This window comes from Alcaligenes faecalis (genome assembly GCF_041521385.1).
Taxonomy (GTDB): Bacteria; Pseudomonadota; Gammaproteobacteria; order Burkholderiales; family Burkholderiaceae_B; genus Alcaligenes; species Alcaligenes faecalis_E.
This window is the reverse complement of sequence record NZ_CP168006.1, coordinates 3,989,750-4,007,780: the sequence shown is the minus strand read 5'-3', so window position 1 is coordinate 4,007,780 and position 18,031 is coordinate 3,989,750. Positions and strand designations below refer to the sequence as shown.

15 protein-coding genes are annotated in these 18,031 nt (G+C 55.4%); 8 read left to right on the top strand and 7 right to left on the bottom strand.

The genetic code is table 11. The features are described from left to right. Window positions 1-6: 6 nt before the first annotated feature. The 4 genes from ACDI13_RS17515 to ACDI13_RS17500 all read right to left on the bottom strand — a co-directional run bounded on the left by ACDI13_RS17515 (window position 7) and on the right by ACDI13_RS17500 (window position 4,397). Window positions 7-999 carry a VOC family protein gene (locus ACDI13_RS17515; RefSeq protein WP_316989715.1) on the bottom strand — a complete coding sequence of 331 codons (993 nt, stop codon included), beginning with the start codon at window positions 997-999 and terminating at the stop codon, window positions 7-9. Further along, a complete protein-coding gene (locus tag ACDI13_RS17510; RefSeq protein WP_316989716.1) occupies window positions 996-1,859 on the bottom strand; it encodes an alpha/beta hydrolase in 864 nt (287 codons plus the stop codon). Before ACDI13_RS17510 ends, ACDI13_RS17515 begins: the two co-directional genes overlap by 4 nt. Before the next feature lie 4 nt (window positions 1,860-1,863). Beyond that, complete coding sequence (locus tag ACDI13_RS17505; protein ID WP_086060492.1) at window positions 1,864-3,102, bottom strand: nitrate/nitrite transporter; 1,239 nt, start codon at window positions 3,100-3,102, stop codon at window positions 1,864-1,866. Between the two features lie 170 nt (window positions 3,103-3,272). Continuing rightward, entirely contained in the window at window positions 3,273-4,397 is a 1,125-nt protein-coding gene (locus ACDI13_RS17500) for an MFS transporter (protein WP_316989717.1), read from the bottom strand. 98 nt (window positions 4,398-4,495) lie between these two features. Between ACDI13_RS17500 and ACDI13_RS17495 the strand changes: the two genes are divergently transcribed. From ACDI13_RS17495 to ACDI13_RS17485, 3 genes are all read left to right on the top strand, one after another. Continuing rightward, the gene (locus ACDI13_RS17495) at window positions 4,496-5,302 is read left to right on the top strand and encodes a helix-turn-helix domain-containing protein (protein WP_372372536.1); all 807 of its coding nucleotides are present in this window, start codon (window positions 4,496-4,498) and stop codon (window positions 5,300-5,302) included. 91 nt (window positions 5,303-5,393) lie between these two features. Further along, window positions 5,394-6,710: a M20 family metallopeptidase gene (locus tag ACDI13_RS17490; RefSeq protein WP_372372535.1), complete on the top strand. Its 1,317-nt coding sequence runs from the start codon at window positions 5,394-5,396 to the stop codon at window positions 6,708-6,710. Between the two features lie 127 nt (window positions 6,711-6,837). Further along, window positions 6,838-7,878: a methyltransferase gene (locus ACDI13_RS17485; protein ID WP_316990108.1), complete on the top strand. Its 1,041-nt coding sequence runs from the start codon at window positions 6,838-6,840 to the stop codon at window positions 7,876-7,878. A gap of 58 nt (window positions 7,879-7,936) precedes the next feature. Here ACDI13_RS17485 and ACDI13_RS17480 read toward each other — a convergent pair whose 3' ends face one another. The 3 genes from ACDI13_RS17480 to ACDI13_RS17470 all read right to left on the bottom strand — a co-directional run bounded on the left by ACDI13_RS17480 (window position 7,937) and on the right by ACDI13_RS17470 (window position 11,541). Then, window positions 7,937-8,386 (bottom strand): Hsp20/alpha crystallin family protein, encoded by a 450-nt coding sequence (locus tag ACDI13_RS17480; protein ID WP_316990107.1) that lies wholly within the window; start codon window positions 8,384-8,386, stop codon window positions 7,937-7,939. Between the two features lie 190 nt (window positions 8,387-8,576). Further along, entirely contained in the window at window positions 8,577-10,109 is a 1,533-nt protein-coding gene (locus ACDI13_RS17475; protein WP_316990106.1) for a nucleobase:cation symporter-2 family protein, read from the bottom strand. Window positions 10,110-10,164: 55 nt separating this feature from the next. After that, entirely contained in the window at window positions 10,165-11,541 is a 1,377-nt protein-coding gene (locus tag ACDI13_RS17470) for an 8-oxoguanine deaminase (protein WP_316990105.1), read from the bottom strand. A 454-nt stretch (window positions 11,542-11,995) separates the two neighbouring features. Here ACDI13_RS17470 and fmdA point away from each other — a divergent pair, with 454 nt between their 5' ends. From fmdA to nrfD, 5 genes are all read left to right on the top strand, one after another. After that, on the top strand, window positions 11,996-13,195 hold the full coding sequence (gene fmdA, locus ACDI13_RS17465) for a formamidase (RefSeq protein WP_316990104.1): 1,200 nt from the start codon (window positions 11,996-11,998) through the stop codon (window positions 13,193-13,195). Between the two features lie 57 nt (window positions 13,196-13,252). Next, on the top strand, window positions 13,253-13,540 hold the full coding sequence (locus tag ACDI13_RS17460; protein ID WP_009453884.1) for an FmdB family zinc ribbon protein: 288 nt from the start codon (window positions 13,253-13,255) through the stop codon (window positions 13,538-13,540). A 241-nt stretch (window positions 13,541-13,781) separates the two neighbouring features. Continuing rightward, complete coding sequence (locus ACDI13_RS17455) at window positions 13,782-16,022, top strand: TonB-dependent siderophore receptor (protein ID WP_316990103.1); 2,241 nt, start codon at window positions 13,782-13,784, stop codon at window positions 16,020-16,022. A 207-nt stretch (window positions 16,023-16,229) separates the two neighbouring features. Beyond that, complete coding sequence (gene dsrO, locus ACDI13_RS17450; RefSeq protein ID WP_316990102.1) at window positions 16,230-16,988, top strand: sulfate reduction electron transfer complex DsrMKJOP subunit DsrO; 759 nt, start codon at window positions 16,230-16,232, stop codon at window positions 16,986-16,988. Between the two features lie 9 nt (window positions 16,989-16,997). Continuing rightward, window positions 16,998-18,029: an NrfD/PsrC family molybdoenzyme membrane anchor subunit gene (gene nrfD, locus ACDI13_RS17445; protein WP_316990101.1), complete on the top strand. Its 1,032-nt coding sequence runs from the start codon at window positions 16,998-17,000 to the stop codon at window positions 18,027-18,029. The last annotated feature ends 2 nt before the right edge of the window (window positions 18,030-18,031 follow it).

Below are 18,031 nucleotides of genomic sequence, written 5' to 3'. Positions count from 1 at the left end.
GTTTCCTTAAACTTGCGCCCACAAAGGCAAAGAGTGATTGCTATCCAGAACGCGGTCGCCAGCCAGAGTCACATACCACTCGCTGAGCAAACCGTCCGGGTCACGCAAGAAGAAAGCGCGCTTCCAGGGCAAGTTCACATCGTGTACGGGAGTGATGTTCCGGGCTTTCAGGCGCTCCAGTGTTTGCTCCAGATCCTGGACGCTGGCCAGCTCGAAACTGCCATGTGAAAAGGACGCTTCTGCATCACGCACCAGGATCAGGCTGTAATCATAATTGGCCAGACCGGCACGCAAGTAGATAACGTGTTCGTTTTCATAAACCACTTCCAGACCACCGACGTCGTTATAGAAGCGGCGCATGGCGTCCAGTTGGGCGGTACGCAATACGGCGTGGGTGACGCGGCGGGGTTGCACCGGGGCGTCGGCCACGGTTTCCAGAATCGGGGCGGAATCATAGCGGCCTTCGGTAAAGGGTTCCTGACCTTCAGGGTCCCAGCGGCTGGTCAGCAATTCCATGGGGCCACCCAGCACGCTGCGCCAGTCTTTAATGGTGTCGCAGTAGAACTCGTTGTAGTTGCCATCGGGGTCAAACATATAGACGCTATGGGCCACCTGGTGATCCACGGTCATGTCAATGTCGCGCCCCTGCTCTTTGGCGCGCTTCCAGCCTGCAACCAGTTCAGCCTCGTTTTCCAGCTCCCAGGCCAGGTGATTCAGGCCGGGTTTCAGGCCGATTGTTCCGGGCAGTTGCAGCAGACCATCGCGGCCATAGCGATTCACGCCTTTGGTCGTTTCCATCATGCCCAGGTCATGGGGCGTGTGGCCGGTGCCCAAAAAAGTGGCCACCAGATCAGGTTCGGTAAATTCCACTTTCAGACCGCAGACCTGGCTGTAAAAATCTTCACCGCGTTGCAGCTCATCAACCCACAGGTTGACGTGGCCCAGACGGCGGGGCTCAAAGCACGCGGTTTGGGTGGAGTGGGAAGTTGCTTGTGTCATAGTCTCTCCTCCTGGGTATGACGATTCATGGTCTGCAACACGGCCAGCGTCAATGCGCTGTCGCTTTGTTCCAGATCCATCAAGACGTTGAAATGATGTCGGTTTGGCACGGCCATGCTCTGTACCAGGCAACCCGCCAGCTCGCATTGCCGGGCGTAATGACGGCTTTGTTCTTGCATGACGGCCGGTTCCAGTGCGCCCCAGGCCACCAGCACGGGAACTCCCTGCGCGGGGGGATGCAAGGCCGGGCTGTAACGTTGGGCTTGTTCTTCGTCCAGTTGCAGCCAGTCATTCACGGCGGTCTGCAAGATGGGGTGCAAATCCATCACGCCGCTGAGAATGCTGGCGCTGTGGATCAGACGCTGTTCACGTTGGGCATCAGCCGCCAGCAACATGCCGCTTAAATGGCCCCCTGCCGAGCTGCCACTAATATGAATACGCTGCGGGTCGCCATTAAATTGCGCGACATGAGCGTGAACCCATTGCAAGGCGCGTTCGCATTGCGCCACGATCTGCGGCAAGCGGTAAGCCGGAGCCAGACCGTAGTCCAGGCAAATCACCGTGGCACCGGCGGCATGCAGGCTTTGCGCCATCATGGCCGAGTCGTCCTTGGACAACATGCGCCAGTAGCCTCCATGAATGAAGAGATAAACCGGGGCACCGGCCTGGTTGGCCGCATAGACATCCAGTTTTTCTGCCGGGTCATCGCCGTAAGCGTAGGTGCTGAAACAGGTGCCCAAGGCAGCGCGGGCCCGTTCGCTGGCCTGCTTGTAGGCGGCCATTTCAGCGTCAAAATCAGCCACCGAGGCCTGGAGCCGGTATTGCTCCAGGTCTGCCGGATCGAAAACAAGTTTGTTCATTTCTTTATTCCGCCTGTGCCGATGGCAAGCGGTTCAATAAGAGGAAACCGATGAAAACCAGCACTTCCACAGCCAGGAAGCTACCAAAGGCCCAGATGTAGGAACCAGTCAGGCTCAGCAGCAGGCCCAGCAAGGACGGTGCGACGAAGGTGGCGAACACGCCGCCCATCTCGGCATAGCCAGCGGCACAAGGGCCCAGGTTCACGCCATAGCGTTCACCCACGTAGCTGAAAATGGCGCCGCCATGAAACACCCCTACGCCGCAAAGAATGGCCACGATCAGCAAACCGCTGTAGGGCAATGCCTGCCAAGCAACCAGAACACAGGCGCTGGCCGCCAGAATGGTGAGCCACATGCCCACACGCATCACGCCAACACGGGTGAAGCGATCGCTAACGTATCCGCCCAGAATCAGGAAAAAGACTTGGGACAAGCCCATGATGGTGCCGAACAAGGGGGCCTGTTCGGGGGCCATTTTCTGCACATCAATCAAGGCAGGAATCAGCCAGGTAGCCGTTGCGGCAACCGAGAACAAGGCACCAAAAATGGCCAGAATACCCACCCAGATCCAGGGTCGTGCGGCAATGGAGCGCAACACACCGGCATCGGTCTTGATCTTGTCGTGAGGATCTTGATAAGGACCGGCGCGCACTACCAGTTGCGTGATCAAACAGGCGCTTAACGTCAGCCCGCCCAGAACCAGAAAGAAAGCGCGCCAGCCATGCGCCATGGCGTAAGGCAGACCCAGGGCAAAATCCAGGGTAATGGCCAACGAATAGGCGGCTAGAATAATGCCCAGCACCAGGCCCTGGCGACGTGGCGCAAACCACTGCATGACGATTTTCATGGACCCGACCCAGACGGCGGAATCAAAAAAGCCCACAACCAGACGCAGCAGAAAGAGCTGCGTGAAATCCTGCGCCTGAGTCTGCAACAGCATCAGCAAGCCGCTACCACCCAAGCCAATCAGGTACAGACGGGCCGAACTCATGGAGCGACCGCGTGGTGCCCAGAACAACATGCCCAGCGCAAACGAAACACCGAAAGCACCCTGCACCAAGCCGGCTTGCGCGGGGCTTAATGACAGGTCTGCCGACACAATTTTGATAACGGCGGCAAAGCCATAAAAGTCGGCCGCCAGGCACATTTCACCCATCACGGCCATCAACAGCATGAGCAAGGCCACTGTGCCGCGTGGCTTGGCCTTGTCGAGCGGACTGCCCATAACCCCCTGTTCCACCATGTCATCCTCTCCTTTTGGATAAATGTTCAAGCTGAGTGTTTGTCAGGCACACTCTTCAATTGCTTTAAACATGAAGGATTATGGTGATTTGGCTTAATCCATGTCAATACATATGTATTGGTATATACCCTATAGTGAGGTGCCTTACGAAGGGCCTGTCAGGGTTTTTCTCAGGTCTTTTTCAGGGGTAAAGCCAGGCAAACAGCGGCTAGAACAGCACAAATAAGGGTTACATCAGCCAGATCTCCCCACCAGGCTGACAAGGCCAAACCTAGACCCAGCAACAAGCTGTACATCAGGCCAAAGACCGCACCTGCCATACCCACTACCGAGCGATAGTGCTGCAAGGCACCGGATAAAAGGTTAGGAATGGCTACCGCGTAAGCGAGCGCAAGCAGCATGGCAGGCAGCAGAAAAATCAGGTGTTTTCCCGCCAACTCCAGGCCAATAGCCGCTACCATCAACAGCGCGATACCTCGCCAAATCAGCCTGTGGGACGACTGCCCCGCTGCCAGCCAGCGGCGGTTTAAAAACGCACCCATGAACGTGCCCGCAGCCAACAGGACACCAGCAATCATCATGGGTCGGTTGTCCGAGCCCAGGCCTTGCAGCAAGAAGGGAGCCCACTGATAAAACGCAAAAATCGTGGTGTTGAACAGCGCCACCAGCAAGGCTGATTGCCAGATCGCGGGATCTTTCAACAAGCGAATCAGAACCTGCCACAAGCTGCTGCGCTGACTTTGTGCGGGGCGGGTTTCAGGAAGCTGCAATAGGCTGATGCCCAGCAGAACCAAGGCCAGCACCAGCAAGCCGATGAAAACCGGCATCACTTCAGCACCCGAGGACAGGACCACACCCATGGCCAAACCCAGCAAAGGACTCAGCGCCAGCGCCGCTCCAATGGTGCCGAAAATCTTGGCCAGTTCTTCGGCTTGATAACGGTCCCGCAGCATGGTTTGCACGCCAATAGAGCCGACCGCCGCACCAAATGCGCTAATCATGCGGGCCAGCAAGAGCACCGTGAAGTTCGGGCTGAACAGGGCCAGCAGACAGCCCAGGCCATACACCATCAAACCCGCCAGAACAACCGGCCTGCGCCCTGCCCGATCGCACAGCCAACCCCAGAACAGTACACCGAGCGCAAAGGCAATAAAGTAGACGGACAAGGTTTGGCCCGCCTCACTGGCCGATACCGCGTAGCTCTGGGCAATAAGCGGTAAGGCGGGGCTATAGGCGGTCTCCACCACCTGCGGAAACATGATCAGGGCGATCATCAAGAGAAGAAAACGAGCCATGCCAATTCACACACCAATTTGAAAAAAAATCAGCGTAGCTCTGGTCAGTTTTTTCTATTACACGTATTCTGATTAAAAACCCATGAAATCGGACAACCATGCCTTGGTTAGAAGCCAGTGACCCCTTTCCCGACCTGACAGGCCGCCATGTGCTGGGTATTGCCGCCCGTTTGGCGCAACATGATTCCGGCCTGCACCAACATCCCTGGGGTCAGATCCTGTACACGCACAGCGGCTGCATTACTGTCACCCTGGATCAGCAATTGTGCTTGTTGCCGCCAGGGCGCTTGATCTGGATTCCCGCTCTGCTGCCGCATCAGGCGCAAATGAGCGAACAAGTAGATTACCGATCGGTGTATCTGGACCCGACCCACTACCCTGCTTTACCCCTGGAGGTCCAGTTGCTGGCAGCGAACGATTTGCTGACCGCCGCGCTGGACCGTATCGCTCAAGCGGATCTGGATGAAAACTGGGATCAGCCTCCGGGCTTGCATGTCATGCTGGTCTTGCTGGACGAGCTGCAACGCGCACCCGATCAAGCCCTGTTTCTGCCCTTGCCCCAAGATAGCCGCTTACGGCAAATCCCGCTGGATACGCTGCCCCCCGCCCTGAATGAATTGGCAAGTTATTTGGGAGCGAGCGAGAAAACAATCAGCCGATTATTCAAGCGGGATACCGGTCTGAATTACCAGCAGTGGCGACAGCAATGGCGTTTACTCAAGGCGATTGAGCAACTTTCTACCGGGGGCCAGGTTACCCGCCTGGCCGCGGATCTGGGCTTTGCCAGCGACAGCGCCTTTATTGCCTTTTTCAAGGAACAAACAGGCTTGACTCCCGGCCATTACAGCCGCCAAAAACGTTACTTCGATCAGGCAATAATGAACGGATGCACTAGGGAGTCATAGCTAGTATGCGCATCAATTTAATGAGTCCGTTCACTCTCTCTCGCAGTGCTATCATCAGTCGCTATTAAGACTAAAAAAGAGAGGAGACTATATGAAGTATTCATTGCGCCTGAGCTTGTTGGCAGCGACGTGTTTTATGGCAGGTACGGCGTTGGCGCAAGCCAGCAATCCCATGCTGGATACTGCGCTCAGTAAGGCCGATGCGTTGGAGCAGCAGATCATCGAATGGCGCCGCCATATTCACCAGAATCCTGAACTGTCTTATCAAGAGCACAACACAGCGGCCTATATCAAGGCCGCTCTGGAGACCATGCCCGGTTATCAGATTCAGACCGGCATTGCGCAAACTGGCGTCAAGGCCGTATTGAAAGGCGGAAAGCCGGGCCCGGTTGTGGCCCTGCGAGCCGATATGGATGCCCTGCCTGTACAGGAACGCAATGACCTGCCCTTCAAGTCCGTTGCCAAAGGTACCTGGCAAGGCAAGGAAGTGTCGGTATCGCACGCTTGCGGTCATGACACTCACGTGGCCATGTTGTTAGGCGCGGCCAAGGTATTTTCGGACATGCGCGATGAACTGCCCGGCACGATTGTGCTGCTGTTCCAGCCTGCGGAAGAACAAGGCCCTGGCAAACCTTTGAGCGGTGCCAACGCCATGATGGCTGAAGGCGTGCTGGACCAGCCTAAAGTGGATGTGGTGATGGGCCAGCACATTGGACCCTCCTACCCTGCTGGCAGTATCGGCTACCGCCAAGGCAGCCTGATGGCCAGTGGCGATGTGTTCTCCATCTCTTTGGCTGGTAAAGGCGGCCATGGCTCCTCGCCCTGGAATGCGGCCTCGCCCGTGGTTGCTGCGGCTGAAACCGTTGTGGCCTTGAACAACATCATTGCCCAGCGTACCAATCCCCAGGACGGCACCACAGTAGTGACGGTAGGCTCGTTGCAAAGCGGTAACCGCCCCAATGTATTGCCAGAAAGTGCTGACATCAGCGGCACCGTGCGCTCCTTGTCCAAGCAGAACCAGGCAACGGCACATGAGCTGATTCAGCGTTATGCGCAAAACATTGCTGCGAACCATGATTTGAAGGCCACTGTGCGTATCGACACGGGCTATGAAGTTCTGGTCAGCGATCCTAAAGCCACCCAAACCGTGATTCCAGCTTTGGATCTGGCTACTGACGGGATTGGTGCCAAGGAAGTAGCGCCTGGCATGGGCTCCGAGGACTTCGGTGCGTTTGGCAAGAACGTGCCCGTGGTTTTCTGGCGTCTGAACGCCTCGCCCTATTCCGACAAGATGGGGGCACCTAACCATTCGCCTGAATTCATGATTGATGAAAAGGCTTTGCGCATCGGCACTCGTGCTTTGGTGGCCAGCTCTTTGACTTATATGATCCAGAACAAAAAACCTTGATTTGTTGATTTCTTGAATTGGGAAAACCTGCATATTAGTCGCTCATTCTGACTGATTGGCTTTCATTTTTTTAAATGGCCGGTTCACTGTCTCAGTGACCGGCCTTTTCCATTAAAAGGGAGTAGACATGACAACGCATAATGGAGTGAATAAACTAAAGCAGGATTCCGGTGTGACCCGCCATAGCGGCACAGAATTGCTTAATCTGATCATGGCGTATTCCATCTCTACTGCGGTCCGGGCGGCCGCCGAACTGGAGCTGGCAGACCTGTTAAAAGATGGACCCAAAACCATAGCTGACTTGGCCCAGGCCAGTGGTACAGAGGCTTCCCATCTGCAGCGCATCTTGCGTGTCTTGTGCGCACATCGAGTCTTTAAAGAGCAACCGGCCAATACGTATCAGTTGGATGAACTGGGCTGGAACCTGTGCTCGGACTCTTCCAGTCGATTAAAAGAAGCTGCCTTGATGTTGACTGATCCGGCCTTTCTTCATTGCGCGGCGGACTTATCAAAAGCCGCTGCCGGAATTCCTATATTTAAAGAGAGATTCGGCCATGCTTTTTTCGAACATTGGGAAGATAAAGATATTCACGATATTTTTCACCAAGGCGTTTCTGGATTATCTCGTGCATCCAATGTTTTTTTAATTAATGAGATATCCATTCCTGGCAATGCCAGGGTTGTGGATGTCGGTGGTGGTATTGGCGGCTTGCTCTTATTGATTCTGCAAAAATTCCCGGATGCTTACGGAGTTCTGTTTGATCAAGCCCAGGTGCTGGCCAACTCGGTCTTGCCCAAGTTGAATCAGCCCGATCGCTGGGAACTGGTGGATGGCGACTTCTTCAAGGCTTGCCCAGCCGGTGATGTGTATCTTTTGCAGATGATCCTGCACGACTGGAGCGACGAGCAAGGCGTCACTATCCTGCGCAATTGCGCGCAGGCCATGTCGGAAAATGGCCGGATTCTGGTTCTGGAAAGCGTGATCGAACCTGATAACAAGCCCAATGGAGGCAAGTTGCTGGATCTGATTACCATGTGCGTGCTGGAAGACAGCCGGGAGCGCACCCTGGAAGAATTTGAAGCCATGTTTGATCGCGCCGGACTGCGCCTGTTACGACGTATTAATGCTGGAGGTTTGGCCTCTGTACTGGAAGTGGGACGTCAATAAAGCTGCAGCCCATGAAAAAACCCGCAGCATATGCTGCGGGTTTTTTTAGGCCATCTGTTTAGCGAATTTCCAGCTTCTTGGCCCTTGCCCCACTCTTTTTCTTGGGCAGAATCAGCTCCGGAACGCCGTTTTCATATTTGGCACCGGCCTGGGATTCGTCAATGTCCTGCGCCAGGCTGAAGCGACGGGTCTGTACCCCGTAATAGCGCTCGCTGCGCAAGACCGTATCACCGTCTTTCTCTTCCTGAGTACGACGGCTTTCTACGCGGATGGAAACAACGTTGCCCTCAACGCTGACCTGCACGTCTTCCTTGTTGACGCCTGGCACTTCTGCGCTGACATGATAGGCCTCTTCGCTCTCGCTGACATCCAGACGAATGCTGGGCGGTGTATTTCCGGCCAGAGAGCCAACAACGGGGACGCGTCGGAAGATGTCTTCCATGTCCCGCCACGTGTCCAGGCTCGCCAGATCGCCAAACGGATTAAAACGTGTCAAATTATTTGCCATGCTTGATCTCCATTTTTCCTTTGCTGAGCCCTGCTGCAATGGAAGGCGTGGGCTCGGTCGCCTACGTAAGAGGAGATGAGGTTAGTTCCTGATATTTCAAGTGTTTAGCAAAAAAACCGCCTTGCTCCCTAAAGAGACAAGGCGGCCAAAGGTACGATCCTTATGTTCTTCTAGCAGTGTTTCTACTTGTTCAGATACTGCTTAAACCCGATTTTGTGTGCAGCACAGGGGACGGTTCCGGTGCAGGGTGCTCATCAGCAATAATCGGGATCTCCTTACCGTCCTTGTCCATGATCTTGCCGTTTTCAACGTAGTCACCCTCGTTCAGGTTTGCCACGTCCGAGACCCGCAGATAGCGGCCCCCACCGGCAGCAAATACAGAAGGCTGATCGGGATTACCCAAGGTGAAGTGGTTGAACAACAGGTTCAACACAATCGCCACCAGGGCAGCCGAGCTGATACCCGAATGGAAAATCGTCGCAAACCAGATCGGAAAGTGCTCGTAGAACTTGGGAGCCACGATAGGAATCATGCCCGCACCAATCGACGTCGCCACGATGATCAAGTTCATATTGTTTTCATAGTTCACCTTGGCCAGCGTACGGATACCGCTGGCTGCGACGGTGCCAAACAGGACCATGCCAGCACCACCCAAGACGGCTGGCGGTACGGCGGCCACCAGGCGCCCCATGACGGGCAGCAAACCTAAGGCAATCAGAATCAGACCACCAAAGGCCACGACGTAGCGGCTTTTTACGCCGGTGACCGCCACTAGACCTACGTTCTGGGCAAAGGCACTTTGTGTGAACGAGCCAAACACAGGGGCAATCAAGCTGGAGAGCATATCGGCGCGCAGGCCATCGCCCAGACGACGAGCATCAACTTTGGTGTCGATAATGTCCCCCACGGCAAGAATGTCGGCCGAGGTTTCCACCAGCGTCACGATAATCACAATGAACATGGAGATAATCGCGGCAGCCTGGAAAGTGGGCATGCCAAAGTGGAACAGGCTGGGCAAGGCAAAGACCTCGCCTTCGCTGACGGCAGAGAAATCCGCATGGCCCATGGCTACCGCAATAACGGTGCCAATGATGATAGCCAGCAGGATAGACAAGCGCGAGATAGTGGCGCTGCCCAGCTTGCTGAGCAAGAGCACGATCAGCAAGGTCATGGCGGCCAAGGAAATATTGCCCACGCTGCCAAAGTCCGGGGCAGAAGGGTTGCCGCCCATCGCCCAGAATGCGGCCACCGGCATCAAGGTCAGACCAATGGTCGTAATCACGCAGCCTGTCACCAAGGGCGGGAAGAAACGAATCACCCGTGAAAAAACCGGCGTAATCAGCAGGCCGATTAGCGAAGCGACAATGACCGCGCCAAATACGGCTGGCAAACCGCCGCCCGTACCCAAAATGGCGATCATGGTGGCGACGCCAGAAAATGACACCCCTTGAACCAGCGGCAGACGGCAGCCAAAAAATGGCAAGCCCAATGTTTGCAGTAAGGTCGCCAGGCCGCCCATGAACAAGCAGGCGGTAATCAGCAAGCCGGTTTCATTGGCAGGCAGACCAGCAGCCTCGCCAATAATCAGGGGCACGGCAATAATGCCGCCGTACATGGTCAATACGTGTTGAAAGCCATAGGCCAGATTCGCGCCCAGGCCAAGATTCTCGTCTTCGGGGCGTTGCGCCGTTACTGCACCCGCTGCCCTTGTCGGTGTTGTCATTGTTTGTCTCCGAAAATAAATAGGCAGAGCTCTGCTGGCCCTGTCACTACTGAACTCAAGCTGTCGCGACGGTATCCAGTACCTTGTCGCGCAAACGACGCGCAGCGGCTTGATGGCGTTGCATCAGGTCTTGCACATCAATACCGACGACTTGCCCATCAATCACGCGCCATTGACCGGCGACCATTACGCGCTCGGCTCGGTCCGCGCCGCAAAGCAGCAAGGCGGCCAAGGGATTTTCTGCGCCGGAAAAGCGCAACTCATCCAGGGTGAACAAGGCCAGGTCGGCCTGCTGCCCGACGTTCAGGCCACCAATATCCTCGCGCCCCAAACAGCGGGCCGAGCCTTGAGTCGCCCAACGGATAACGGCTTGATGGGTGACCTGACCCGGCTCGTAGCGCAGGCGGCCCAGCAAGAGTGCCTGTCGCATCTCTTGAGCCAGATTGGAGTAGTCATTGGAGGCCGAGCCGTCCACGGCCAGACCGACGGGGGCACCGGCGGCTTCCAGCTCGATGGTGCGGCATAGGCCGCTGCCCAAGACCATATTGGACGAGGGGCAATGGGCAATGCCTGTGCCTGCGCGGCCCAGACGCTGGATTTCTTCGTCGTTGAAGTGAATGCCGTGTGCCAGCCAGGTGCGATTGCTTAACCAGCCCTGCTGATCCAGGTAGTCCAGTGGACGCATGCCAAAAAGGCGTTCGCAGTAGGCGGTTTCATCGTCGGTTTCAGCCAGGTGCGTGTGCAGGCGTACGTCTTCACGTTCGGCCAGCTTGGCACTTTCGCTCATCAGCTCGCGGCTGACGGAGAAAGGCGAACACGGAGCCAGGGCCAGCGTAATCATCGCCCCATCCTCGCGCTGGTGATAGTGGCGAATCAGACGCAGGCTGTCGTCCAGAATGGTTTGTTCATCCTGTACGACATTTTGCGGGGGCAAGCCACCCTGATCACGGCCTACGCTCATGGAACCACGCGTCAATGCGGCGCGTACGCCCAGGCGTTGAGCCGTTTCAGCCTGGCAATCAATGGCATGTTGCAAGGCGCCCGAAAACACATAGTGGTGATCGGCCACCGTCGTACAGCCCGATTGCAGCAGTTCCACCATGGCCAGTTCGCTGGCTACCTGCATTTGTTCGTCGTCCAGACCGGCCCACACGTCATACAGCGTGGTCAGCCAGGGAAACAAAGGTTTGTTCAGCGCCGGGGTATAGGCCCGTGTCAAGGTTTGGTAAAAGTGATGATGTGTATTCACCAAACCGGGCAGCAAAACGTGCCGGGAAGCATCCCAGCTTTGGTCGTAAGCCTGCTTGGGCTGCTGACCGGCGGCTACTTTTTCGATGATGCGACTGTCTCGCACCAGGACGCCACCGGCAGCTTGCGCATCTGAACAGGCCAGCGGATCGCGAATCCACAGGATCGGGGAACGGCTAGTCATGATTGAGTCTCCTGCGTTTTATTTGCTTTTTATTGTTGTCAGTTCGACTTGCCGACTTATATATCTACTGTGATAAGGGTTATGTGGAGCTGAACCATGACAGTGCTCATTTGCGCCGCAAACCGTGGGCCTGCTTATACCATCCCAAAACTCTTATGCTTTGTATATGGATAGCCATATAACAATGTCAGCCCTTGTTAAGGCATGCCACGACATAAAAAACTGACCCAACATCAGGATTTATCCTCTGGACAAAATCCTCATAGTGCTGTCCTTTAGTCGCTTAAGACCTAAACCATTGGTCTGCTTAAGATTTATTTATCGGCATAAAAAAGCATATAAAACAGCCGTTTCCACACATTTTGACCAGGTCTGTGCCGGCATGTTAATGGTGTCGCCAAGCGCATTTAAAAGCGCCGTTGTGCGGACCTCGTACACATTTTTCGGAGAACACATGCAGCATATAAAAATCAAACCCGGCGCACCCTTGGCCGAACAAGCTGAAATCGGGCACAACCGATGGCACCCCGATATTCCAGACCTGACCAGTGTCAAACCTGGTGAAGAAATGATTCTGGAATGTATGGACTTTCTGGACGCCCAGATCAAAAACACGGACAGCGCCAACGACGTACGCGACGTTGATCTGACCCGCGCTCACCCTCTGACCGGCCCTATCCATGTAGAGGGCGCTGAGCCTGGCGACATTCTGGTGGTGGACCTGCTGGATATTCGCGCCATTACCCCTGTCGGTTTCTCGGGCATTTTTGCCAAGGAAAATGGCGGCGGCTTTTTGGCCGAGCATTTCCCCGAAGCTGATAAGGCCATCTGGGACCTGCATGGTGTGTATGCCACCTCCCGTCATATTCCTGGTGTGCGCATTGCAGCCATGATGCACCCCGGTCTGATCGGCACCCTGCCCTCGCACGAACTGCTGCGCGAATGGAACCGACGTGAAGCCCTGCTGGTGCCCAAGGGCCATGCCAACCCGCCCGATGCCAAAACTGCCGTACTGCGTGGTGTGAAAGGCGCGGAATTTGACCGCATGGCGGCAGAAGCCGCGCGTACCGTGCCTCCGCGTGAGCATGGCGGCAACCTGGACATCAAGAACCTGACTATTGGCTCGCGGATTTACTTCCCCGTCTATGTAAAGGGGGCTGGCCTGTCCATGGGCGACTTGCACTTCTCTCAGGGCGATGGCGAAATCTCCTTCTGTGGCGCCATTGAAATGGACGGCGCGGCCCACCTAGGCTTTGATCTGATCAAAGGCGGCATGGCCCAATACAATCTGACTGCGCCCATTTACGTTCCTGGCCGTCATGATCCCAAGTACGATCAGTGGATGCACTTCACCGGCATCAGTGTGGAAGAAGGCGTCAACTACTACCTGGACTCCACGGTTGCGTATCGCCAGGCCTGTTTGGCAGCCATTGACTACATCAGCCGTACGACCGACTTGTCGCGCGCGCAGGCGTATATGCTGTTGACAGCGGCTCCGGTTGAGGGCCGTTACGGTGGCGTGGTGGACCTGCCCAACAGCTCCGCGTCTCTGGCATTGCCTACCGGTATTTTTGATACCGATATTCTGCCTAAAGGTGCCTTGAATGACGCGGCCCGTTTTGGCCGTCCAGGCACACGCTGTAACTTGACCTGATCGGTCTCTGGCCCTGGCTTCATGCCGAAGTCAGGGCTTGCTTTACTCGGATTTGCCATGCCTTTGTACGACTACCTTTGTAATCATTGCCTGCAACGCAGCAGCCATTTGCGCAGCATTGCCACCCGCAATGATCCCCAGACCTGCCCTGCTTGTGAAAAAGGCAGCCTCTTGCTGCAATTGAGCGCACCACGACGCTTGTTCAGCAAGGCAAGCCCCACACGTGGCCTGACGCCCCAGCAAGCCCTGGCAGGCAATAATGTGACCGGGCCCGGCACCCGTTCCAGCACCCGGAATTCCGTGATTCACACCTGTATGGGCCCTGGCTGCAGCGTTTGTGCCTAAATACAAGCTACTTCCTTGTTACGCAAGCTGTCAGCCTTGACAGGCCGCTGCTTTGACTGCGGCGGACCTGATCAAGCGTAAGTTTGTGCGGCCCGATGTGTTGGTTTTACGAGATTAACGACTTGTAACATGGCCTGCCCTGCTTATAATCGGGAATCAATCTCATTACCACTGGGTCTTCATTATGTCGGTGTCCTCGTCTTTCGCCGCTAAGCGTCACCTGCCTAGCGGCGTATCTTTTATGCCGTTAAGCAGTCTGGCTGTAGCTTTATTGTTGGCATTTCCTTATCAGACACAAGCGCAAGAGGTCGAGGAGCTGGACCGCATTGTGGTCAAGGCCGAGCAGGAACTCAAGCAAACCTTGGGTTCGTCCGTCATCACTGCTGAAGACATCCAGAAATCCCCTCCCGCCAACGATATTTCCGAAGTTCTGCGCACCATGCCAGGCGTGAACCTGACGGGTAACTCGGCCAGCGGCCAGCGCGGCAATAATCGCCAGATCGATATCCGTGGCATGGGCCCGGAAAACACCATGATCCTGATTGACGGCAAACCCGTCAGCTCCCGCTCTGCCGTGCGGTTTGGCTGGCGTGGCGAGCGCGATTCGCGTGGGGATACCAACTGGGTACCTGCCGAGCAGATCGAACGCGTGGAAGTGCTGCGCGGCCCGGCAGCGGCCCGTTACGGCAACGGGGCTGCGGGCGGTGTGGTCAACATCATCACCAAACCGACAACAGACACCTTCCAGGGCACTTACTCCCTGTACGGCAACCTGCCTGCGCATAGCGATGAAGGTGCCACGCGTCGCATGAACTTTGGCTTGAGCGGCCCGATCAGCGAATCCCTGTCCTTCCGTTTGTATGGAAACCTGAACAAGACAGATTCGGACGATCCGGAGATCAATAAAGGACATCAGACCGAGCGTGGAGGTGCCAACGCGAACAGTTTGCCGGCTGGCCGTGAGGGGGTGCGTAACAAGGACATCAATGGTTTGCTGTCCTGGCGTCCTGATAGCCGCCAAACGGTGGATCTGGAAGCTTCCTATAGCCGTCAAGGCAATATTTATACGGGCGATACCCAGAACACGAATACCAATGACGAGGTCAAACGTCAGTTGGGTGACGAGACTAACAAGATGTATCGCCAAAGCTATTCGCTGACACATCGTGGCGACTGGAATGACAAGACCAATTCCCTGGCCTACTTCCAGTACGAAAAAACGCGCAACTATCGTTTGCTGGAGGGCCTGGCTGGGGGTACGGAAGGTGCTTTTAATGATCCATCACGTGTCAAGGATGGAGGTTTCGGCAAAGCGGACCTGACCACCCTGACCGCCCACGCCGAAGCCAGCCATCAATTCAAGACCGGCAGCGTTGAGCAGTACGCCACGATCGGCATGGAATGGGTCGGTCAGGAATTGAATGACACGTCCTCGGACCTGGCCCAACGTAATCCGACCCGAATCCCTGGCGTCCCCAATAAATACAAACCCAAGTCGCGGGCGAATATTTATTCGGTTTTCGCTGAAAACAATATCTACGCTACCGACAAGACCACGGTGACTCCCGGTCTGCGCTTTGACTATCACGACAAGCATGGCAGCAACTGGAGTCCTTCGCTGAACCTGACTCATGCGGTGACGGACAACTGGTTGCTGAAAGCCGGTATTGCCCGTGCTTACAAGGCTCCCAACCTGTATCAAAGCAATGACGGCTACACTTTGTACAGTGCAGGCAATGGGTGTTGGGGTAATACAGGTGGTAACAATGAGCCAGGGTGTTTTCTCCAGGGTAATTCGAACCTGAAAGCAGAAACCAGCCTTAATAAGGAGCTTGGGGTTGAGTATGTCGGTGATGATGGTTTAGGAGCTAGCCTGACTTACTTCCACAATGATTACCGCAACAAAGTTGAAGCAGGCCGCTTTGCCCTGTCGAGCTTCCCGGCAATGAACAAAGATCAATTGATCCTGCAATGGGAAAATATCCCCAAGGCCGTCGTGTCCGGCCTGGAAGGTAACTTGACCCTGCCTCTGGCTGAAAACTGGCTGTGGTCAACCAACTTCACCTACATGATCGAGTCCAAGAACAAGACCACCGGCGAAGCCTTGTCCACTATTCCTAAATACACCATCAACACAACCTTGGATTGGGATGTGAACGCCGATTGGTCCTTGCGCGCCAAGGCCACCTTCTACGGCGAGCAAAAACCACCGAAATACGATTATTACGGTCAACCTTTGACGGGATCGGCAACCGACAAGGTCTCCCCTTACGCCTTGTTTGGTCTGAGCACGCAGTACAAGATCAACAAGCATTTCCGTATTAATGCAGGGGTTGATAACCTCTTTGACAAACGTCTGTTCCGCCGCGGTAATGCCATCGGTGTGAACCTGGGAACACCGAACTACATTTATGGTGCCGGGGCGCATACCTTTAACCAGCCGGGCCGTACGTTCTTCCTGGGATTAAGCGGAACGTTCTAAGCGTTTTTGTCTGTATCAAGATGCCTAGCGCCCCTCCTAAAAACGGAGGGGCGCTTTTTTGTACCTGGCAAGTACAGCCGCGCGTCAACATTTCAACCTTTAAATGTTCTGTTTGACCTTCATCAAGACTGGAGGCTTGGATTCTTCATATGCTTATAACTACAAATAATGTAAATGGGTTCAACCCAAGCATGTAAAGGAAAACACATGACTCCAAGCGCCGGGCCCAAAAAGGGCAAGCGACGTTTTCTTAAGGAATTGCTGGGCCTGAGTGCCGGGGCCACGATCATTCCTATTCAACCTGTTCAAGCAGCGATGAACAGCCAGCCTCCACGACGTAGCGGTGGGAAAGAGGGGGCTCGCTACGGCATGGTGGTTGACTTAAGAAAATGTATTGGTTGCCAGGCCTGTACGGTCAGTTGTTCTATCGAGAACGCACCACCGATTGGACAGTTCCGTACCACAGTTCTGCAGTACGAGGTGCTTGATGAACAGCAGCAGGCGGCCATGCTGAGCCTGCCTCGTCTCTGTAATCACTGCGACAACCCGCCCTGTGTGCCGGTCTGCCCTGTACAGGCGACGTTCCAGCGCGAAGATGGTGTGGTACTGGTCGACAACGAGCGCTGTGTTGGCTGTGCCTACTGTGTTCAAGCCTGTCCTTACGATGCTCGTTTCATTAACCATGAAACCCAGACTGCCGATAAATGCACCTTCTGTGAGCACCGCCTGGAAGTGGGTCTGCTGCCCGCCTGTGTGGAAAGTTGTGTCGGCGGCGCCCGTGTCATTGGCGATATGAACGATGAAACCAGCACGATTTCCCAACTGCTCAAAGAGCACAAAGAGGAAATCCGCGTCCTCAAACCTGGCATGAACACCAGCCCGCATGTGTTTTATATCGGCTTGCCAGATGAGTTCGTCGATGGTGTGGATGGTCAGGCCAGTGTGCGTTTGACCCATCAGTTCTAAGAGGCTGCTATGTCTATTATCGAAATTCTGACCCCTGCCTACGAGGTTGCCTGGTTACCTTGGGCGGTTCAATACTTTTTCCTGGTCGGTATGGCCGCCACCAGCACTGTGTGGGTATGGCGCTGCGCCTGGTCCAGTGACAGCGCCTTGCATCGTCTGGAACCTGCATTGATGATTGTGCTGCTGTGCAGCAGTATTGCCGCTCCTGTGTCCTTGCTGGCTGACTTGCACCAACCCGGTCGTTTCTGGCACTTCTACGCCCACTTCACTCCCTGGTCCTGGATGTCGCTGGGCGCTGTGTTGCTGCCCCTGTTCGTCGGTCTGTCCATGGCCAATGTGCTGGCCTGGTGGTTGAACAAGCGTACCCTGTGGCGCTGGTTGAGCCTGGCTTTGCTGGTATCGGCCTTGTCGATTCTGGTCTACAGCGGTTTTGAAGTGATGGTGCTGCGTTCGCGCCCATTGTGGAACACCGCCTTTCTGCCCATCAACTTCGCTTTGACGGCCGCTCTGGCCAGTCTGGGAGCCATCTTGCTGGTTGCTCGTCTCTTGCCTGGTGGCGTGGCCAATTTGCCGCTGGAATACGTACGGCGCTGGTCTTTGGGCGTGGTATTGACCTTGATCGTCGTGGCCCTGTTTTGGGTTGGTTCGGGCCTGCTGGGCTATAGCCACTCCTTCGGCGCAGCCTGGGAGCTATTCCAGAGTTACCCCGTATGGCGTTTGGGCTTTTTGGGGTCTTCTGCATTCGGCCTGCTGCTTCTGTATATGCTCAGCCGTCCAATCAGCACCTTGCAAGGCAATCTGTATAGCTTGATCTGTGCTGCGTTCATGCTTGGCTCTGCCTGGGTGTTTCGCTGGATTATTTTCATGGCAGTACAAGGTGTCCCTAAATACGGCGCTGGTCTGTACCTCTACACCATGCCTTTAGGCAGCGATGGCCTGCTGGGAATGCTGGGTGTGCTGGGCTTGTGTATTGCCTTACTCGCCGCCAGCACCACCCTGCTCTCTCTGTTCCCGGCCCGCCGTTCATCGTTGACGGCCTAGAC

Bases quoted from the DNA above. Each gene is read 5' to 3' on its own strand.
- ACDI13_RS17515 (WP_316989715.1), bottom strand. From the start codon at position 999: ATGACACAAGCAACTTCCCACTCCACCCAAACCGCGTGCTTTGAGCCC.
- ACDI13_RS17510 (WP_316989716.1), bottom strand. From the start codon at position 1,859: ATGAACAAACTTGTTTTCGATCCGGCAGACCTGGAGCAATACCGGCTC.
- ACDI13_RS17505 (WP_086060492.1), bottom strand. From the start codon at position 3,102: ATGGTGGAACAGGGGGTTATGGGCAGTCCGCTCGACAAGGCCAAGCCA.
- ACDI13_RS17500 (WP_316989717.1), bottom strand. From the start codon at position 4,397: ATGGCTCGTTTTCTTCTCTTGATGATCGCCCTGATCATGTTTCCGCAG.
- ACDI13_RS17495 (WP_372372536.1), top strand. From the start codon at position 4,496: ATGCCTTGGTTAGAAGCCAGTGACCCCTTTCCCGACCTGACAGGCCGC.
- ACDI13_RS17490 (WP_372372535.1), top strand. From the start codon at position 5,394: ATGAAGTATTCATTGCGCCTGAGCTTGTTGGCAGCGACGTGTTTTATG.
- ACDI13_RS17485 (WP_316990108.1), top strand. From the start codon at position 6,838: ATGACAACGCATAATGGAGTGAATAAACTAAAGCAGGATTCCGGTGTG.
- ACDI13_RS17480 (WP_316990107.1), bottom strand. From the start codon at position 8,386: ATGGCAAATAATTTGACACGTTTTAATCCGTTTGGCGATCTGGCGAGC.
- ACDI13_RS17475 (WP_316990106.1), bottom strand. From the start codon at position 10,109: ATGACAACACCGACAAGGGCAGCGGGTGCAGTAACGGCGCAACGCCCC.
- ACDI13_RS17470 (WP_316990105.1), bottom strand. From the start codon at position 11,541: ATGACTAGCCGTTCCCCGATCCTGTGGATTCGCGATCCGCTGGCCTGT.
- fmdA (WP_316990104.1), top strand. From the start codon at position 11,996: ATGCAGCATATAAAAATCAAACCCGGCGCACCCTTGGCCGAACAAGCT.
- ACDI13_RS17460 (WP_009453884.1), top strand. From the start codon at position 13,253: ATGCCTTTGTACGACTACCTTTGTAATCATTGCCTGCAACGCAGCAGC.
- ACDI13_RS17455 (WP_316990103.1), top strand. From the start codon at position 13,782: ATGCCGTTAAGCAGTCTGGCTGTAGCTTTATTGTTGGCATTTCCTTAT.
- dsrO (WP_316990102.1), top strand. From the start codon at position 16,230: ATGACTCCAAGCGCCGGGCCCAAAAAGGGCAAGCGACGTTTTCTTAAG.
- nrfD (WP_316990101.1), top strand. From the start codon at position 16,998: ATGTCTATTATCGAAATTCTGACCCCTGCCTACGAGGTTGCCTGGTTA.